Genomic DNA, 19,081 nt, shown 5'->3' on the forward strand with positions numbered 1-19,081 from the left:
TTTTTAGATTGGCTAAATGGTCCAACGGTTATTGACGATAGCGATCAAATGCCATTCACCGCTGCTGTCTTTGGCAAAGACCATATTGAGGTTCTGCCAATCCATGAAATCATATTGCTGGGTGCCTGGATAATAGAACTCGACGATGGTTGCATCAGGGAAACGTTCATGGATCTGTTCCATCGTCATTGGCTGTTCGGTGATGCCGTAGCGTTCTTTTTCATTGTAAACGGCATCCATCAAGTACTCATCGTAATATTGGGCCGGGGTCAATTCAATCGGGAAGCCGCTTCCATCCTGGTAGCCCCATAAATACTCTTCGCTGTCTTCCATGAAATTTGCGGTTTCGGCTTTCGTGAAGGATACGCCGCTGTCGTCTCCCATGCAGCCGCCGCTATAAGGGCAAAAAACGATGCCTTCATCTGCGCTGACATAATCAGCCACGCTTTCAAAGTTCTTCGCCTTTAAATCCGCCAATATGTCATTGGCATCATTCAGCAATTCACGTTTTTCGGGAATGAAAGAAGGTTCGACGGTACGCGCTAAAAATGCAGCAAAGTGAACGCGGCTGACGTTTAAATCAGGTTTGAAAGTATTATCCGGATAGCCTTTCGCTACACCCGCATATGCCAAGCGGGAAATTGCATCAAAATAATACTCATCGCCATCGACGTCTGAAAAAGTATTATCCGGAGCATCTGCAAAGTAGAACGCCCGGTCTAAGATCACGGCAGTTTGGCCCCGCGTCACGGGATCTTCCGGTTTGAACGTCATGCCTGGGAAGCCTATGACGATTCCTTCAGCAGCTGCGGAAGCGATATAACCCGAAGCGAAACTCGATGGGCTGACATCTGAGAACGGAGTGGCTCTTTTGGTGCCGTCAAGCTTCAAAGCACGGCCGACCATTGTGATGGCTTCGGCGCGTGTGACAGGATTATTGGGACGGAACGTGCCATCGGGGTAGCCGGTGATGATTCCCAATTCGTGCAGATAGATGACTTCGAATGCAAATGGATCGGTGGCGAAAAAGTCGTCGAATGTTACAACCGCTTTGGCAGGAACCGAAAAAACACTGACTGCAAGGACGATAGCCGCTGCAAAAGACAGAATGCTTTTCATAAAAACCCCTCCCTTATTTAAGAAAATTGTAGCATAAAAAATGAAAAAATATAACAATAAACTGTATTTTCTGATAATTAATTAATCATTTGTTCACATCTTTAAGGGGAAAATACGCTTATAAGCGGATTGATGCCAAAATAGAACCGCTGGCCCATCGGTGGGGTTATTAACCGGGTAAACGCTGAAAAAAAGAAAGGCAAAAGCTGGAATCAGCTTTTGCCAGACAGTCGAGAAACTTAGATGGTGGTTTTGCCATTTCGCTCCAGGCGGACGCGTTCCGCGGGCCTGGCTTCAGTCTCCTCGTCGCTGTCGCTCCTGCGGGGCCTTCAGCTCAGGCTTTGCCCGCTGGAGTCGCCGCCTTCCGCTTCATTCCAAAGGATTTCTTAATAGCGAGTTATTTCTTTTACTAAAGAACACGAAAGATACACTTACTGCAGTTGCTTTCCCGTTCTCCAGATATGGAGCAAAACAGCGGAGACGCCTGCGGGAAAGCGAGACAGCCGAGACCCCGCAGGGAGCTAAGCGACTGAGGAGGCTTGGCGCTCGCCCGCGGCAAGCGCAGCTGTTTTGCGGAATATCGGCTCCGTCAGAAAAAGGATTTACCTTTATCAACAAGCTCGCAAAAGCTGGAATCAGCTTTTGCCGGCAAATCGATGCTGCGCATAAGCGAGCGCTTTTTCAGGATAATCGGTCTGGATCATGTTAATGCCGCGGTCTAGATGCCATCCCCACCCGCGTTCGGGGTCTATCAATGACAAAGCGTCATTATGGCCGGCATTCTCGCCGTCGTCCAATGAGTTGACCCAGAGATTAGCACGGCTTCTCATTTTAGACAGAACAGGTTCAGAGAGAACCAGATCCGAATCTTTGTGAAAAAGAATTTCAATGGCCACAGGAGAAAAGCGTTCGAATAGCTCATCCAGCTGATCGAGGTTGTCATCGCTAATGATGTGCATATAATGGATCGCTTTTTCACGGGATTGGAAAAAATCAAGGACTTCATCGACAGGCTGCCTGCTTTTAAGGAGTACATGATCAAATGCATCCATTACTTCGAGGGCCTCGTAAAGCTCATGGCGGTCGTCCCAAGACTTGTCAGCGTTGATCATCGCTTTGCCTTTCACGAGCGACAGCGCTTCAAAGATAGTCGGGATCCGGCATTCTGTGAGCGCCGCATGCTTGCCGCCGGCTCCTTCTTTCAAACGCAAATGGCGGGCTTCGGTTAAAGTCATGTCCGCAATCTTGCCGGTGCCATCTGTAGTGCGATCGACAGTGTCGTCATGCATAATAACCAAATGCCCATCTTTTGTCTGCTGCAGGTCCATTTCGATTAAATAGACATGGTGCTTGATGCAGTTGGCGAAAGCAACTAGTGAATTCTCTGGCGCTTTTCCCCACATGCCGCGGTGGGCCGCCGCAAAGAAAGGGTGCTTTTTATGATAGAGTGCAGTAAGAAATTGATTGTAATCGGTAAATCTCAACGACTCGCTCACCCAATTCCCCTCCTATATTCTATTTAAAATCAGTATACCTCTTGCTTGCTGCTACGTCCGCTCGATTTGCCCATCGAAATTTTTCTTCCGCAAAAACAGTTAAAAAGTTGTTTTCAGGGTATACAAAAAAGAAGAAACGTTATTCAGCATTCTATTTGGAGGGATTTATTATGAGAAAATCAACATTGAATTCAGTTATTGGGAGTGCACTTGCGGCTGGAGCCGGCATTTTCGCTTTTAGAGCAATTCAGGAACGAAACAAATTGAATGTACCGAAAGACATCGATATGAGAAATAGTTCGGAAGTGGATAAGCGCGAAAGTGTCATCGCTGATACAGATCCGGCTGAAAAAGGGCTATCGCAATTGGATTCGGCATACCGTGAAGAATGGCAGGCAAATGCCTTCCCTCAAACTCACCGTGAAATGAAAGAGTTAGAAGAAGACAATTGACCACGCAAAGAGCGAAAGCGGAAACATGATGCTTCCGCTCTTTTTTTATGGTCTTTTTTATTCGCTCGCCGAAGCTGCAGCAATGCTATTATGGAAAAGAAAGCATATTTGCCAATCCGCTGTACTGCGAAAAATCATTACTGGAGAGAGAGGAACAGAAAGCATGTGGATCAAGAAACCTTTTTTTGAATATGCCACCGGTACATTGCTGGTGGTCGTCATCCTTTTTTTCCTTGGAAAAATCGATTACGCTATTTGGCCATTCCAAGTGGTGCTTACCACTATTTTCGCCCCGATTCTGATCGCTGGGCTGCTGTATTACCTGATCCGCCCTTTTTTGCATTTATTGATGCGTTTTATTCCTAAAATTGCAGCCATTATTACTGTCTTTTCGCTATTCATTTTAATCGCATCTGCCGTCTTGTACTTTTTCGGCCCGACTATCAAAGAACAAGTGGCAAGCCTGGCAGAGCTTGCACCGAAAACCGTTGAAGAAATGACGGAGGAATCCGACAACGCAGTATCCAACTTCAAATTTGCAGGATTTACAGGTTATGAGCTGAAAAGTAGCGTGCTCGGCTACGCTGAAAAGTATTCCGACAACTTAATGAAGAACGCTATGGATGTCCTGGCCATTTTGATGAATGCTGCGGTGGTCATGATTGTGGTGCCGTTCATCTTGTTCTTTCTTTTAAAAGACGATGACAAGCTTGTGCCGCATTTGATGAAATACGTGTCAGAAGACCACAAACCCGAAGGGCGCAAAGTGTTGAAAGATATGGATGAAACTTTGTCGAATTACATCGTCAGCCAGGCGATTGTCGCGGCGGCAGTCGGGACGCTCATGTACATCGGTTATTTGATCATCGGATTGGATTATGCGCTGCTGCTGGCGATTTTTGCAATGCTTTTGACGATTGTGCCGTTTTTGGGGCCGATCATCGGGGTTGTGCCGGCGCTGTTTGTCGCCTTGATGAGCGGAGATCCACTGATTGCCGCGTTCAAGGTGATCTTGGTCCTGCTCGCGGTGCAGCAGATTGAAGGGAATTTGATCACGCCGAATATCATGGGCAGCCGGCTGAACATTCACCCGCTGACCATCATTCTGTTGTTGCTGATTGCTGCGGCGCTATACGGCTTCATCGGAATCCTGATTGCGATTCCGCTGTACGCCGTTTTGAAAACACTCGTCCATAATTTCCGCCTGTTTAACCGTTTACGGAGAAAGCGTGTGATTTCGCAGAAGGCGGCAAGCGGCGAATAGTCAGAGAAATAGAGCTGTTTAATTTCTTTGGAAGGTTCTGATAAGAAAGACTTTGTGATATACTACAACTAGTATTTTAATAAATGAAACAAAGGGGGCACCAACAACATGAAGAAGTTCAGTTTATTGCTTGTTCTTTTGGCAGCGATGCTGGTTATAGCAGCTTGCGGCTCAGACGATTCATCTGAAGGCTCAGGCAGCGGGGAAGGCTCAAGTGAAGTAAAGACTTATAAAGTAGGAATTGATACAACATATCCACCTTTTGAATTTGAGGAAGGCGGAGAATACACAGGGATTGATATTGATTTGATCAATGCCATCTCAGAAAGCCAAGGATTTGCGATCGAATTCGAACCAATGGATTTCGGCGGCATCATCCCGGCTCTTCAAGCGAACCAATTGGATGTCGCGATTGCCGGCATGAGCATCACGGATGAGCGCAAGAAAGTCGTGGATTTCTCGGATCCATACTTTGACGCAGGCTTGTCATTGGTAGTCAGCAAAGACAATAACGACATTACGTCATTGGAAGATTTAGAAGGCAAAACAGTAGCGGTGAAGAGTGGTACGACAGGCTCGAAATTCGCTATGGACAATGAATCGAAATACGGCTACACTGTATCTCAATTCGAAGACAGCCCATCGATGTTCCAAGAAGTTTCAAACGGCAATGCCGATGTGCTTCTGGAAGATTACCCGGTTATCGCTTATGCGATTTCTGAAAGCGGCTTGGACCTTAAAACTGTCGGCGAACGTTTGACAGGCGATCAATACGGAATTGCTGTATTGAAAGGCGAAAACGCTGATTTGCTTGAAAAAATCAACACGGGTCTTCAAGAACTTCGCGATAGCGGAGAATACGATGAAATTCTTAATAAATACATCGCCGAATAAAAGGTTTACATGTGGCGCGCAGCAGCGCGCTGCATTTTTTTATCCGATTTTAACGGCGAAGCCCGCGTGGATTTTGAAAAGCGGTGTCGCTTCGCCGCCAAAATCCGATTGAAATTTGCTGGAAATCCGCTGAGGTGAGTCGACCCTCTGCCGATTAAAGTTTTGCTGTATGCAAAGGAGACGTGGAAATGGATACGATTAGGAATGCCATGCCGTATTTGATGGAAGGATTGCAAGTTACGCTGTATATATTCATAATTGCAATCATTCTTGGATTTATTATTGGATTGATCGTGGCTTTGCTTCGCTTGGCCCCGTTCAAAATCCTCAACTGGATTGCGAAATTCTTCGTTGACGCGATACGCGGAACACCGTTTATCGTCCAGTTGTTCTTCATTTATTTCGGACTCAATTCACTCGGCTTTTTCTCCATGGACAATACGACGGCAGGGATTGTCACAGTGGCCATCAACGCCGGCGCTTATTTCTCGGAGATTATCCGTGCCGGCATCCAGTCGATTGACAGAGGACAGACAGAAGCAGCGCGTTCGCTTGGATTGAATGCCACCCAAAATATGCGTTACATCATCTTGCCGCAGGCTTTCCGCCGCATGCTGCCGACCATCACGAACCAGGCAATCATTTCATTGAAAGACACCTCACTGCTGTCGGTAATCGGCATCGCCGATTTGACGCAGGAAGGGCGCATTCAAGCCAGCCAGACTTTTGAAGCCTTTACGATTTACTTGACCCTTGGAGTCATTTACTTCATTGTCATTTACTTGCTCTCAATGTTGGCGAGCTTTGTAGAAAGGAAGTTTGTATTGCGATGACTATGATCAGAGTGGAAAACCTCAAAAAGTCCTTCGGAAAAATTGAAGTGCTGAAAGATATGAGCACAGTGATTGAAGAAAAAGAAGTGGTCTGCGTCATCGGCCCTTCCGGCTCCGGAAAAAGTACGTTTCTCCGCTGTTTGAACCGCCTTGAAGAAATTACAGGCGGCCATGTCTATATCGAAGGAACCGATATCACCAATCCGAAAGTGGATATCAATAAAGTCCGGCAAGATGTGGGCATGGTATTCCAGCAATTCAATCTGTTCCCACATAAAAGCGTACTGGAAAATATCACGCTGGCGCCGATGAAGCTGAAGAAAAGCGACAAGAAAGCTATCACCGAAAAAGCATACGAATTGCTTGATAAAGTCGGCTTGAGAGAAAAAGCGAATGCGTATCCTGGTGAATTGTCAGGGGGCCAAAAGCAGCGCGTCGCAATTGCCCGTGCGCTTGCGATGGACCCGAAAATCATGCTGTTTGACGAGCCGACGTCGGCGCTTGACCCGGAAATGGTCGGCGATGTCCTGGATGTTATGAAGCAGCTGGCGGTTGAAGGGATGACGATGGTCATTGTCACGCACGAAATGGGCTTTGCCCGTGAAGTGGGCGATCGCGTCATGTTCATTGACGGCGGCTATATCGTGGAAGAAAATGTGCCAGCTGAATTATTCGGCAACCCGCAGCACGAACGCACAAAAGCGTTCCTGAGCAAAGTATTGTAAAACACGCCCTTCGCGGGGCGTGTTTTTTTATTGGAGAAGCGCGCGAAGCGTATTTTCGCTGTTATGGGGCGTATTTTCACATCAATGGGGCGTATTTATCCCTTTACAGAGCGTATTTGGCTGTCAATAGAGTGTATAATGCGCAATGCTTCACAAGTATAAATTTTTAGGTAAATTAATCAAAAAAGTGTTAATTATCAGATAAATGCGTTAAATTTAGAGGGTACATAATGGTACGATGAGAGGTGAGAAAAATGAAAAAGTTCAGTTTTTTACTGCTTTTTTTTACACTGATCCTTATCGTAGGAGCGTGCGCTCAGCAGAACGGAGAATCTGAAGAAGAAGGAGGAGAAGGTGAGGGCGAAAGCGGAAGTGCAGAACAAGGAGTATACACGGTGGGCATTGATACCAGTTATCCGCCTTTCGAATTTCAAGTTGGCGGGGAATACCAAGGGATTGACGTTGAGCTGATCAAAGCGATTGCGGAAAGCCAAGGGTTTGAAATTCAATTCCGCCCGATGGATTTTGTGGGGATTATTCCGGCATTGGAAGAAGGCACGATTGATTTGGCTATTGCAGGAATGAGCATTACGGATGAACGAAAAGAGATTCTGGATTTCTCAGAGCCTTATTTTGATGCAGGATTGACATTGGTTACGTCGCAGGACAATAGTGAAATTGAAACATTGGAAGATTTGGATGGGAAAATCATCGCCGTTAAGAGCGGGACGACGGGTTCGAAATTTGCCGGTGAAAACCGTGAGAAGTACGGTTATCGAGTCGCTTATTTTGAGGATAGCCCTTCGATGTTCCTGGAATTGGCAAACGGGCACGCAGATGCTTTTATCGAAGATTACCCTGTGATTGCTTACGCAATTTCCAAACGGGATCTTGAATTGAAAACGGTTGGCGAACGCTTGAACGATGAAAAATACGGAATTGCAGTCTTAAAAGGGCAAAATGACGAATTGCTGGGCCAGATTAATGAAGGGCTGCAGCAATTGCGGGATGACGGCACGTACGACGAGATTGTGAATAAATACATCAAGAACCAAGGAAAGTGAAGAGCAATCAAAAAACCCGGTTTGGATTCATATCCAAACCGGGTTTCCTGTTTTATTCTTCGTCGAAGACGTGGACTTTCGTCATTTTCGCGCCGTTTTTCATTGCTTTTGCTGTTTCAAGACCTGAAGTCACTTGGCCGAAAACAGTGTGGACGCCGTCCAAATGCGGCTGTGGTGCATGGACGATGAAGAATTGGCTAGAACCTGTATCTTTGCCGGCATGCGCCATTGAAAGGCTGCCTGCCTGGTGCTTATGCGGGTTTCCTTCAGTTTCACATTTGATGTTCTTGCCGCTGCCGCCTGCGCCAGTTCCAGTAGGGTCTCCGCCTTGGGAAACAAAACCAGGAATTACGCGGTGGAACGTTACGTCGTTATAAAAACCAGAGTTTGCAAGATCCTCGAAGTTTTTAACTGTGTTTGGTGCTTCGTTCGGGAAAAGTTCGAATTCGATTACTTCGCCGTTTTCCATGTGGATATGTCCTTTTTTCGTCATTTACAACATCTCCTTTTCAATTTGTACATTCCTCAGTATATCGATTTTTCCTCGGTCTGTATAATCATATGGCTATTACAGGGATTTCAGCAAGCCGCCGCCAATCATGAAAGATTAGCCTGCCAAGCAAGTGGCTGCGGAAGCTGCCGAAAAACCACCGCTTTTGCAAATCCTTCCGTTTTCTCTCTTTACTTTATTCCGGCGTTTTACATGCAGATTGAGTTCTGTAATGTTCTCGCGGCAAAGCGGAATATGGGCCGGTTAAAGGTGAAAAGAGCCGGAGTGGTGGCGATAAAACACGCATTCCGGCATAATTTCAATCATTAGTCTGATTGCGTGAAATAGGGCATAATATGATAGGATATAATTATTGAGCAGATTAGGAGTGTTATACATGGAAGAACGCGAAATTTTTGATATTACGATTATCGGCGGCGGTCCGACCGGACTGTTTGCTTCCTTTTATGGCGGCATGCGCAAAATGAAAGTGAAAATCATTGACAGTTTACCTCAGCTTGGCGGGCAGCTGACAGAGCTGTATCCCGATAAATTCATTTATGATGTCGGCGGGTTCCCGAAAGTACTGGCCAAAGACCTTGTAGACAGCCTGGTGGTTCAAGCGAACTACGGCGATCCTGCTATTTGCTTGGAAGAAACCGTATCTACCGTGGAACGGCTCGAAGAAGATTATTTTGCGATTTCAACGGATAAAGAAGTCCATTACACGAAGGCCGTATTGCTGACTGCCGGAGTGGGCGCTTTCCAGCCCCGCAAAATCGGCGTTGACGGATCCGATCCGTTTGAAGGCAAAACTCTTCATTACGGTGTAAGAGACCTGACTTTATTCAGCGGCAAGAAAGTCGTTGTTTTGGGCGGCGGAGATTCTGCAGTCGACTGGGCAATGATGCTTGAAGATGTAGCGTCACACGTCACGTTAAGCCACCGTCGGGAAAAGATGACTGCCCATGAAGCGAATATCGATACATTGCTGGCTTCCAAAGTGGATGTCAAAAAACCATACGGCGTAAAAGAACTCATCGGCGAAAACGGCGAGCTCCGTGAACTTGTCCTTGTCGACAAAGAGGGCAACGAAGAGCGCATCGAAGCCGATCACGTCATCGTCAACTACGGCAATATTACATCGCTCGGCCCAATCAAGGAATGGGGCCTGGAGATGGAGAAGAACTCAGTCGTGGTGAACTCGAAAATGGAAACAAGCATCCCGGGAATTTATGCAGCCGGCGATATTGCGACCTATGAAGGCAAAGTGAAATTGATCGCCGTAGGGTTCGGCGAAGCGCCGACAGCGATCAACAACGCGAAAGCCTATCTGGATCCGAAATCGAAAATTCAGCCGCTCCACAGTACAAGCGTATTCAAATAAAAAAGAATCAGCCGCGATGGCTGATTCTTTTTTATGTCCGGTTGCGCTTTTTGATGAGCGGATCCTGTTGTATCACTTTAAAGAACGAAGCGCCCATCAGCAGGATGACAACCGAGAAGGGCAGCGCCGCGATAATGAGCGCGTTCTGCAGCCCTTGGGTGCCGCCTGTGTAAAGGACGATTGCTGCAACCGCAGATTGGATGAATCCCCAGGTGATCTTCACAAGGTTAGGCGGATTCAGCATGCCTCCGGTTGTCTGCATGCCAAGCACGAATGTTGCTGAATCGGCAGATGTAATGAAAAAGATGGCGATGACGAATAACGTGATGAACGCCATCAATGTGCCGAGCGGGTAATGCTGCAACATGCCGAACGTGGCCGTCTCCAGGCTATATTCGGAAATCTTGGCAATGTTATTCTGCTCAAGCTTCAAGGCAGATGCACCGAACACGGCGAAAAAGATAAAGCAGACCAACGAGGGCACGAATAATACGCCGACTATGAATTCCTTGATGGTCCGTCCTCTTGAAATACGGGCGATGAAAATGCCGACAAACGGCGCCCATGAAATCCACCAAGCCCAATAAAACACCGTCCAGGCGTTGAGCCAGCCGCGCCGTTCTTCGTTATTCGGCTGCAGATTGAAACTCATGTCGAAGAAATTGGTCATGTAGCCGCCGATTCCTGCGGTGAATGAGTTGAGAATGTACAGCGTCGGCCCTGCAAACAGCATCATCAGCAGCAAGATGACGGCGAGCACCATATTGATGTTGCTCAAGTATTTAATGCCGCGCCCGATTCCGGACCACGCGGATCCGATGAAGAGGATTGTTGAAATCCCGAGGATCAGGAGCTGGAATGCGAACGTATTCGGTGTGCCGAAAAGGAACGACAGCCCCTCATTCAATTGGGCTGTCCCGAATCCCAGCGTTGAAGCGACACCGATGACGGTGGCGAAAACAGCCAAGATGTCAACCAGTTTCCCGGGGATTCCGGCCATCGCCTTGTGCCCGAACAACGGCGTCAACGTCGCGCTGATCAGGCCTGGCGCGCCGTTATGGAATTTGAAATAGGCCAGCACCAATGCCACGATGCCATAAACGGCCCAGGCGTGGATGCCCCAATGGAAGAAAGAGAACTGAAGCGCATCTGAAACGGCTTCAGGTGAGCCGACTTCAGCGCGCGGTGCGCTGATGAACGCGTGGGATATCGGCTCCGCAGTCGTCCAGAACACCAACCCCATCCCCATTCCTGCGCTGAACAGCATGGCAAACCACGATGGCAATGAAAACTCAGGCTCCTCGTCCGGCTTGCCGAGCTTGATGTTTGCGTAGCGGGAAAAAATCATATAAATGCAGAACGCCAATATCAAGAACACGGTGACCAGGTAATACCAGCCGAATGTTTCGGAAATAGCAGCTGTCAGGTTTCCGGTTGTTTCATTGAAGCCCTCGGGAGCTATATAACCCCAAAAGACAAAGCTTAGACAAAGCGCAAGGGAAATCCAGAAAACGATTGTCACTTTTTTCATATTTCTTCCCCCTTTATATTTTATGTACATAAGTTGAACCAAAGATTTCGGTTATGGATACGGAGAAATAAACTAGCGAATACCAGGAAGCTTTTTTATTTCTCGAAGTGCTTATCCAGCGCAGCCATACCCGAAGCATCCGACGCGGTGTTCGATAAGTTCCTTCTTTAGTTCAACTTATATAAAAACCTTAAACAGTTAATTGTTCCCTTTCATCTCTCCCCTAAACTACATTTTCCTGAAACGAATTTTCTGTTTCATTACAGACTGTAATATATATCACTTTTACGTAACGCAATTGATATTTTATATCCGATGTTCTGTCATCGTTCTGAAATGCGCAGGTGGTATGATGCTATTTGTTAGTGAAAAGGAGGAATTTCATTTATGAAAAAGCAAATCGTTACACTAACTGCTATTGCAGCATTAAGTGTAGGCGCAGCGAGCACAGCTAGCGCTCATTCATCGTATACAGTAGAATCAGGTGATACTCTTTGGGGTATCTCACAAAAAAATAACGTAACAGTTGATCAATTGATGGGTTGGAACGGACTTTCATCCGATTTAATCTTCCCAGGACAAGATTTCACATTGGAAGCTGGCAACGAGGCAGCTCCTAAACAAGCATCAGCACCAGCACCAGCTAAAACAGCAGCACCAGTACAAGCATCAGCACCTGCTCCAGCAACTCAGCAAGCCGGCAAAGAAATGACAGTTTCAGCTACGGCTTACACTGCATATTGCGCAGGATGCTCAGGAACAACTGCTACAGGGCAAGACTTGCGTTCTAACCCGAACCAAAAAGTGATTGCCGTAGATCCGACTGTTATCCCATTAGGCTCTAAAGTTTGGGTTGAAGGATACGGAACTGCTATCGCAGGCGACACAGGCGGCGCGATTAAAGGCAACAAGATCGATGTATTCATTCCATCTCAAAGCGCAGCACTTGAGTGGGGCCGTAAAAACATCACAATCAAAGTTCTAGACTAATATTTATAGCAATACAGCCGAGGTGAACATTCCCTTGGCTTTTTTTATGCTTGAAATACCCCTTGCGAAATTCATCAGAGAGCAAAATGCCGTTCAGCTCTCCGAGATGCGATGCACCAAGGGGTATTTTTTTAATACAGTTATCAATTAATTTCCAGAAATTTTGGTTTAAGCTTTACATATAACGAGATTAGCAATATTCTGAATAGTATATCTACATTCGATAAGGGGGTCTGGAAATGGCGAAAGAACCAAAGAATTATTCTAGGCGAGACTTTTTGAAAACTTCAGGGGTTGCAGCCGGCGCCTTGATCGGCGGGGGCATTATCGGAGGGCTGATCGGCGCTAATGCCAACAACACTACTGCTCCGGGAGAAGCTCCTGCTACAAGTGAAGGCGGGGCTGCAGGCGGCGTAAGGGGATTGATGTTCTTTAAAAACGATGCGGAATTCCAAATCCTTGCACAAGCGACAGAACGTATTTTCCCGGAAGATGATTTAGGGCCGGGCGCAATCGGTTTAGGAGTTCCTTATTTTATCGATCGCCAGCTTGCCGGAGCGTATGGAGAAAACTCCAAGGAATACATGCAGGGGCCGTTTCTGGAAGGTGAAATGACTCAAGGCTATCAAAGCCGGCTAAAGCGGAATGAAATGTTCCGCCAAGGCTTGCAAATTATGCAGCAAGAGGCGCAATCACGCTTCAAAGCGAACTTCGTTGATCTTGAAGGAGGCCAGATGGATGAAATCCTGACGGCATTCCAGGAAGACGAAATTCAGATGAGCGGTGTCAACGCGCTGTTCTTTTTCCGGCTCTTGCGGATGGCGACGCTTGAAGGGGCTTATGCAGACCCGATCTACGGCGGAAACCAGAACATGGAAGGCTGGAAGATGAAAGGTTTCCCAGGGCATCAAGCAGCTTATATCAATGATATTGAAAGCGAAGATTTTGTTGAAATCGAGCCCCATTCACTGGGGATGCAAAATTAAGGTAAAGGGGGGACTGCAATGGTCACAACGTTGGATAAAGTCGATGTCGTTACGGTTGGCGTGGGTTGGACAGGTGGCATTATCGCTGCAGAATGCGCCAAAGAAGGCTTGAAAGTAGTAGGTCTTGAACGGGGGAGAGAGCGCGGTACAGAAGATTTTTCAATTGTTCACGATGAGTACCGGTATGCGGTGCGCTATGAACTGATGCAGGATTTATCAAAAGAAACCGTCACGTTCCGCAATAACAGAAACCAGCGGGCGCTGCCGATGCGGCAGATGGGCTCTTTCCTGCTTGGCGAAGGGCTCGGTGGTTCTGGAACCCATTGGAATGGCCAAAACTGGCGCTTTCTGCCTTATGATTTTCAAATCAAGACAATGACCGAGCAAAAATACGGCAATAAATTATCAGCTGATTACCTGTTGCAGGACTGGGGCATCACTTACGATGAATTGGAACCTTATTTCGATCGCTTCGAGAAAACAGCGGGCATCTCCGGTGAGGATAAAAATCCATTCTGGGGCAAACGCTCCAGCGATTATCCGACGCCGCCGATGAAGAAGACAGCGATTCTGAAGAAATTCGAGACCGCGACGAGCAATCTTGGCTATTCGCCATTCATGATGCCGTCGGCAAACCTTTCAGAGCCGTATGAAAATCCGGACGGCCAAAAAATCAATGCCTGCCAATACTGCGGATTCTGCGAACGCTTCGGCTGCGAATACGGCGCCAAGACCTCACCTGAAATCACCGTAGTGCCTGCAGCACGGGCAACAGGGAATTATGAGATCAAGTTCAACGCAAATGTGGTGGAGATCATGAAAGAAGGCGATAAAGTCACCGGCGTCCGTTATATTGATACCGTCACTTTCGAAGAATTCATCCAGCCGGCGGAAGTCGTAGTCTTGACCAGCTATATTCTTAACAATGCGAAATTGCTGATGGTTTCGCAAATTGGCGAACAATACGATCCAAATACAGGCAGAGGCACGCTCGGCAAAAACTATGCATATCAGATCCTGCCTGGAGCAACGGGTTTCTTTGATGAACAGATGAACACATTCATGGGTGCCGGGGCTCTAGGCATGACGGTCGATGATTTCAACGGAGACAATTTCGATCACGCAGATCTGGAGTTTATCCATGGAGCCAGCCTGTCGATAACCCAGACTGGCAGCCGGCCGATCCTGTTCAATCCGCTTCCGCCGGACACCCCTTCATGGGGAGCGGAATTCAAAAAAGCATCCATTGAAAATTTCACGCGGACCTTGAACGTAGGTGGACAAGGTGCTTCGATGCCGCATAAAGAAAATTACTTGTCGCTCGATGGCACCTATAAAGATATCTATGGAGTCCCGTTGCTGCAGCTGACTTATAATTTTACCGATCAGGATCGCGCGCTGCATTCCTATTTATCGGAAAAAGCGGCTGGAATCATGCAGGAGATGGGCGCGAAAACGGTGGCCGGGGGCAATCCGATATCGGATTACGACATTGTTCCTTACCAGACTACGCACAATACCGGAGGCACGATTATGGGAGCCGACCCGGCGAACAGCGTCGTCAATAATTATTTGCAGCACTGGGACATGGAGAATCTGTTTGTCGTCGGTGCAGGGAATTTTGCGCATAATGGCGGCTATAACCCGACAGGCACTGTCGGAGCGCTAGCATACCGTTGTGCAGAAGGTGTCATCAATTACAGTAAAAACGGGGGATCCCTCGTTTAAATGAAGGAGGAAACAATATGGGAGGATTATCATCAATTGGCGTACCTGGATTGATCATTATTCTGGTCATTGTCCTTATTTTGTTCGGACCGAAAAAGCTGCCGGAAATCGGCGGTGCTGTGGGCAAGACTTTTTCAGAATTCAAGCGCTCTACTAAAGGGCTGATGGATGACGATGATGAAGAGCCGGCAGTGAAGAAAGAAGAGAAAAAATCCGAAAACATATGAAGGTGGTTAAATGGATCCGTATGGAGAACGCAAACTAATTAGTCCGTTGGCGAAAAAGAATGTGGAGCTTGAGAAGCCTCATGAACAAGAGGCGCCGGCCGTCGAGCAGCTTTCCGAAGAGCCTGCTAAGAAGCCGGCAGCTCCAGAACCGCCTCAACAAGATGACCGTGTGGAAACGCTGATTGACCATTTGGGTGATTTGCGCAAGCAGCTGATTAAAAGCCTATTGGTTTTCGGTTTGTTTCTGATCTTGGTTTTCTCGACATTGAATGTATGGTTTCCTTACGTAGTCAAAGGCCATGACCTGGTCATCCTGGGGCCGCTCGAAGTCATCAAATTTTACACGTCGATTTCTTTGACGCTGGCGCTCGGCTTGTCGCTGCCTTTCCTTTGCCATTTTCTGTGGCAATTTGTAAAACCCGGGTTGAAGGAAGAGGAGTCCAAGTTCATCGGTCTGTATTCACCGGCCATGCTATTGCTTTTTATACTCGGAGTTGGATTCGGCTATTTCATCGTCAACCCGTTGAGCTATCAATTTTTAGTAGGCCTGGGTGCAGCCAATTTTGCAGTGATGATATCAGCGAGCGAATATATCCATTTCCTGATTATGACAACCATTCCGTTAGGCTTGTTGTTTGAAATGCCGATTGTGGCGTTGTTCCTGTCAACAATTGGGATGCTGACTTCGGAGTCGATGAAAAAAGTGCGCAGATGGTCGTATCTGGTCCTGGCGATCGTATCGGCGCTCATCACGCCGCCGGACTTTATCAGCCAGCTTCTGGTGCTTATTCCGATGGCGGTGCTGTATGAAACGAGCATTTACATCGTCCGAAAAATGGAGGGGCGGAAGGCGGACGTGGAATCTTCCGCCGTTTAATGCACGATATGAATGGCGGCCTGCATAGAGAATTCTGTGCAGGCTTTTTGGTATGGAATAAAATAAAGAAAATTCTGACTTTGTAGTGGCGTCCATCGATTATTTTCTATACACTGAAAGAGGAACGGCAGCAAGCATAGACCAGGATGAGGAGGAGCGGCATGAAACTTGAACTGAAAGAAGTCACAGATTTGAAATCAGTCGATGTCTCAAAATTGGTGGAAGAAAGCGAAGCGGAAGGGTATCGCTTTTTACGGCGGCTTGTCGACCAATATGAAGATGGCACAAATACATTCAATAAAGAAGGCGAAATTTTATACGGTGCATGGGATCAGCATGGCCACTTAGTGGCGATTGGCGGCATAAACCGGGATCCTTATTCAGATAAACACGGTGTTGGCCGGCTGCGGCGATTTTACATTTCACCCGGAGCGCGCAGGCAAGGGATTGGAACAAAGCTCTTGAAAAAAATCGTCGATCACGCGCGCGGCCATTTCAAGGAAATTGTTGTGAGGACAGATTCAGCAAACGCGGACGCTTTCTACCGGGCTAATGGCTTTTCGGGCGATCTTGGCCTTCCGGATGCAACTCATGGCCTCACATTGGATAGCCAATATTCGAAAACAATGCAATGATATGAAAAGCGGCTTGCTAGTAGGAGCCGCTTTTTAGTATGTTAAAGGGAAGAGAAGATGTTCTGTAAACCGACAAACAAGCAACGGAGGAATTACGATGGAAATGTCCAATTGGCAAGGCGCAGCTGGAATATGCGTCAATGATAAAAACGAGGTACTGCTCGTACAGCAGAATATGCCCGAAGACGATGACAAGAAATGGGCCGTCCCTGCAAGCGGAGCAGAACCAGGGGAAAGCCTGCGCGCTTGCTGTGAGCGGGAGTTTTTTGAAGAGACGGGTTTGATTGTCGAAGCGAAAGAGGAATTGACGGTAAAAAAAGGGGAATACGAGGATTCAGCTATATCGTTCGAAGTGCATTATTTCCGTGTGGAAGTGAAGGGCGGAGAAATCAATGCCGAAGATCCGTTCGGATTGATTTTGGACGTCGCTTGGAAACCGATCAGCGATCTGGCCGATCTGAATCTGGCGTATCCGGATGACCGCGCTTTGATCGAAGCATTGGTGAAAAACTGAAAGGGTTAAAAATGGGCGGAAAGGGTAATTTATAGCTAAGCAAAAGTTGAGGAGGGAGCATATGAAAAAAGGCGAGGAAGAGCAAGAAGGGGAACAATTGATTCCGGAAGTCGAACCGCGCCGTGATATGCCGGAAAAGAAAGAAATAGATCCCATGCCCGACCGTGATTTGGAATACAAAGAGAATTCAAATGAAAAATATAGAGATCAACAGCCTCGAAAAGAATAAAACAAGCCGTTTTCGGCTTGTTTTTTTCGATAAGAATGGAATTTTGGAGCGTAAAAGGGGGTAAGGGTATGCCGCAATACAAATTCATGCATGTGGCATGGCAGGAAGAAGGGTCAATTGGCGATGAAGATTTCCTGAAATTTTTGCCGGACCATTACAAGATGCATTCGTGGATCAAGGATTCCCAAGATTTAGAGGTGAATATTCTCCATAACGACACAGTTGAACCGGGAGGAGAAGGGATCTGGGGGTCGCTTATCTACCGTCAAAGCCAGCACGATAAGAATGAGCTGGATGTATTCCACTTCTACTTGTCGCGGGATATTCTGGTGACGAACGAATTGGATTTCGATAAAGATGCCGATCTGGACAAAGACACCCTATTGAAGCAGATGGAGGGGGCAGCGACAACTGTCGAGCTGATGATGGTATTCCTGGGGCATATGGTAAGTTCCATTCTCCATAAGATCGACAAGTTCGAAGAGCGCTTGCGCAACCTGTTGTGGGAAATCAGTGAAAACAATGAAAGCAAGACCTTGGATAAGATAGCGGATCTGCGGCATGAAATCTTATTGTGGAAGCACCTGATCCAAGGCTTTGCTGAGATCCAAATGGCCATTCCGGAAACCTTCGGGCCCGACGTCCGTGATGGCATCGAGTTTTATCGCACGTCCCAACGGATTGAACGCTGTGTTATTCTGGTTGATTCCTACCAAGACGAGATCAAGAATATGGTGGACATGGAAAACGTAGTAGCGAATTACCGCGGGAACGAAATCATAAAAACGTTGACGGTTTTAACGACTCTTTTCACACCTGCGATGGCGTGGGGTGCAATATGGGGCATGAACTTCAAGTATATGCCCGAGCTCTATTGGACGTTCGGCTACTTGATTTCGCTCGTCATCATTATTTTTTCAACAGGTGCACTTTATCTGTTCTTCAAAAGAAGAGGATGGACAGGCGATATTTTAAAAGCGAAACATCCGGACTTGGAAAAGGCAAAAAAAAGCGGGGAATAGCTCCCCGCTAATAATGCGCTTTATCTTTTTCCAGTTCTTCCAGCAGCTCGGTATAGCGCTGGAGATCCTGATCTCCATGCTTTTCGATATAATCGGCCACTTGGTTCTTCAAGTCTTTCCGAAGGCGCTCAACAGCTACCAGCTTTTCCTTCATCGACTGGCGCTTCCACATCTCCGCGTCTTTCACGTCCTCCATTTTTTCCAATAAATCAATTTCCGCCAGCAAAACGAGAGCTTCCGTTTTCTTGTCTTCGTATTTCTTTAATGCTTTCTCCACTTTTCGAGTGTCGTTATCAAAAGCAATTCTTGAATACATAGACACGGTATCCGCCGCCTTCCTTTTTATTATGATTATTTCCCCTGTTGCCTTTATTTTAATCCTATATTCACGGGCATTTGAAAAAGCTAGCTAAAAAACGGCTGAAAAGCTCTAATTATTCGGTTAAAAATAAAAATTCTGAATAATTGTTGACGCTCAAAAACCTTTCCCTTATGATTAAGGAAATGAAACGAGGAGGTGGGTATGATGATTCGAACTGGTAAGCGCATGACAGAATGTCAGGAATATCTTTACATTCTTCATGGCGTTACTTTCACTAAAAAACATGCACAGGATAA

General features: G+C 46.9%; 21 protein-coding genes. 16 read left to right on the forward strand and 5 right to left on the reverse strand.

Annotation, left to right across the window (positions count from 1 at the left end):
- Positions 1-12: 12 nt before the first annotated feature.
- Both QMA09_RS02190 and QMA09_RS02195 read right to left on the reverse strand, forming a co-directional pair.
- Positions 13-1,119, reverse strand: a complete 1,107-nt coding sequence (locus QMA09_RS02190; protein WP_290211853.1) for an S-layer homology domain-containing protein — start codon at positions 1,117-1,119, stop codon at positions 13-15.
- 635 nt (positions 1,120-1,754) lie between these two features.
- Complete coding sequence (locus tag QMA09_RS02195) at positions 1,755-2,615, reverse strand: glycerophosphodiester phosphodiesterase family protein (protein ID WP_290211854.1); 861 nt, start codon at positions 2,613-2,615, stop codon at positions 1,755-1,757.
- A 170-nt stretch (positions 2,616-2,785) separates the two neighbouring features.
- Between QMA09_RS02195 and QMA09_RS02200 the strand changes: the two genes are divergently transcribed.
- From QMA09_RS02200 to QMA09_RS02225, 6 genes are all read left to right on the forward strand, one after another.
- Positions 2,786-3,067, forward strand: coding sequence for a hypothetical protein (locus tag QMA09_RS02200; RefSeq protein WP_135504265.1), 282 nt, complete (start codon positions 2,786-2,788; stop codon positions 3,065-3,067).
- Positions 3,068-3,230: 163 nt separating this feature from the next.
- A complete protein-coding gene (locus QMA09_RS02205; RefSeq protein ID WP_290211855.1) occupies positions 3,231-4,331 on the forward strand; it encodes an AI-2E family transporter in 1,101 nt (366 codons plus the stop codon).
- Positions 4,332-4,439: 108 nt separating this feature from the next.
- Positions 4,440-5,225: a transporter substrate-binding domain-containing protein gene (locus tag QMA09_RS02210; protein ID WP_290211856.1), complete on the forward strand. Its 786-nt coding sequence runs from the start codon at positions 4,440-4,442 to the stop codon at positions 5,223-5,225.
- A gap of 188 nt (positions 5,226-5,413) precedes the next feature.
- Complete coding sequence (locus QMA09_RS02215; RefSeq protein ID WP_135504260.1) at positions 5,414-6,058, forward strand: amino acid ABC transporter permease; 645 nt, start codon at positions 5,414-5,416, stop codon at positions 6,056-6,058.
- Positions 6,055-6,783 (forward strand): amino acid ABC transporter ATP-binding protein, encoded by a 729-nt coding sequence (locus tag QMA09_RS02220; protein WP_135504258.1) that lies wholly within the window; start codon positions 6,055-6,057, stop codon positions 6,781-6,783. Before QMA09_RS02215 ends, QMA09_RS02220 begins: the two co-directional genes overlap by 4 nt.
- Before the next feature lie 254 nt (positions 6,784-7,037).
- Positions 7,038-7,847 (forward strand): transporter substrate-binding domain-containing protein, encoded by an 810-nt coding sequence (locus QMA09_RS02225; RefSeq protein WP_290211857.1) that lies wholly within the window; start codon positions 7,038-7,040, stop codon positions 7,845-7,847.
- A gap of 52 nt (positions 7,848-7,899) precedes the next feature.
- Here the strand turns inward: QMA09_RS02225 and QMA09_RS02230 are convergent, their stop codons facing one another.
- On the reverse strand, positions 7,900-8,340 hold the full coding sequence (locus QMA09_RS02230; protein ID WP_135504255.1) for a peptidylprolyl isomerase: 441 nt from the start codon (positions 8,338-8,340) through the stop codon (positions 7,900-7,902).
- 394 nt (positions 8,341-8,734) lie between these two features.
- On the opposite strand from QMA09_RS02230, the gene QMA09_RS02235 reads away from it, so the two are divergent.
- A complete protein-coding gene (locus tag QMA09_RS02235) occupies positions 8,735-9,724 on the forward strand; it encodes an NAD(P)/FAD-dependent oxidoreductase (RefSeq protein ID WP_135504253.1) in 990 nt (329 codons plus the stop codon).
- A gap of 31 nt (positions 9,725-9,755) precedes the next feature.
- Here QMA09_RS02235 and QMA09_RS02240 read toward each other — a convergent pair whose 3' ends face one another.
- Positions 9,756-11,255 carry a BCCT family transporter gene (locus tag QMA09_RS02240; RefSeq protein ID WP_290211858.1) on the reverse strand — a complete coding sequence of 500 codons (1,500 nt, stop codon included), beginning with the start codon at positions 11,253-11,255 and terminating at the stop codon, positions 9,756-9,758.
- A 387-nt stretch (positions 11,256-11,642) separates the two neighbouring features.
- Here QMA09_RS02240 and QMA09_RS02245 point away from each other — a divergent pair, with 387 nt between their 5' ends.
- The 9 genes from QMA09_RS02245 (at position 11,643) to QMA09_RS02285 (ending at position 18,463) form a co-directional block, all read left to right on the forward strand.
- The gene (locus tag QMA09_RS02245; protein ID WP_290211859.1) at positions 11,643-12,245 is read left to right on the forward strand and encodes a 3D domain-containing protein; all 603 of its coding nucleotides are present in this window, start codon (positions 11,643-11,645) and stop codon (positions 12,243-12,245) included.
- Between the two features lie 239 nt (positions 12,246-12,484).
- Positions 12,485-13,231, forward strand: a complete 747-nt coding sequence (locus QMA09_RS02250; protein ID WP_290211860.1) for a gluconate 2-dehydrogenase subunit 3 family protein — start codon at positions 12,485-12,487, stop codon at positions 13,229-13,231.
- An 18-nt stretch (positions 13,232-13,249) separates the two neighbouring features.
- Positions 13,250-14,959 carry a GMC family oxidoreductase gene (locus QMA09_RS02255; protein ID WP_290211861.1) on the forward strand — a complete coding sequence of 570 codons (1,710 nt, stop codon included), beginning with the start codon at positions 13,250-13,252 and terminating at the stop codon, positions 14,957-14,959.
- A 17-nt stretch (positions 14,960-14,976) separates the two neighbouring features.
- A complete protein-coding gene (gene tatA / locus QMA09_RS02260; protein WP_135504244.1) occupies positions 14,977-15,186 on the forward strand; it encodes a twin-arginine translocase TatA/TatE family subunit in 210 nt (69 codons plus the stop codon).
- Between the two features lie 10 nt (positions 15,187-15,196).
- Entirely contained in the window at positions 15,197-16,063 is an 867-nt protein-coding gene (gene tatC, locus QMA09_RS02265) for a twin-arginine translocase subunit TatC (RefSeq protein ID WP_290211862.1), read from the forward strand.
- 161 nt (positions 16,064-16,224) lie between these two features.
- Positions 16,225-16,698 (forward strand): GNAT family N-acetyltransferase, encoded by a 474-nt coding sequence (locus QMA09_RS02270; RefSeq protein WP_290211863.1) that lies wholly within the window; start codon positions 16,225-16,227, stop codon positions 16,696-16,698.
- Between the two features lie 97 nt (positions 16,699-16,795).
- Positions 16,796-17,212 carry an NUDIX hydrolase gene (locus QMA09_RS02275; protein ID WP_290211864.1) on the forward strand — a complete coding sequence of 139 codons (417 nt, stop codon included), beginning with the start codon at positions 16,796-16,798 and terminating at the stop codon, positions 17,210-17,212.
- A 61-nt stretch (positions 17,213-17,273) separates the two neighbouring features.
- Complete coding sequence (locus QMA09_RS02280; protein ID WP_290211865.1) at positions 17,274-17,441, forward strand: hypothetical protein; 168 nt, start codon at positions 17,274-17,276, stop codon at positions 17,439-17,441.
- A 68-nt stretch (positions 17,442-17,509) separates the two neighbouring features.
- Positions 17,510-18,463, forward strand: a complete 954-nt coding sequence (locus QMA09_RS02285) for a magnesium transporter CorA family protein (protein ID WP_290211866.1) — start codon at positions 17,510-17,512, stop codon at positions 18,461-18,463.
- 7 nt (positions 18,464-18,470) lie between these two features.
- Here the strand turns inward: QMA09_RS02285 and QMA09_RS02290 are convergent, their stop codons facing one another.
- Positions 18,471-18,779, reverse strand: coding sequence for a hypothetical protein (locus QMA09_RS02290; protein WP_221300997.1), 309 nt, complete (start codon positions 18,777-18,779; stop codon positions 18,471-18,473).
- Between the last annotated feature and the right edge of the window lie 302 nt (positions 18,780-19,081).

The organism is Planococcus sp. APC 3906, assembly GCF_030407685.1.
In the GTDB taxonomy this organism is placed as follows: Bacteria; Bacillota; Bacilli; order Bacillales_A; family Planococcaceae; genus Planococcus; species Planococcus koreensis.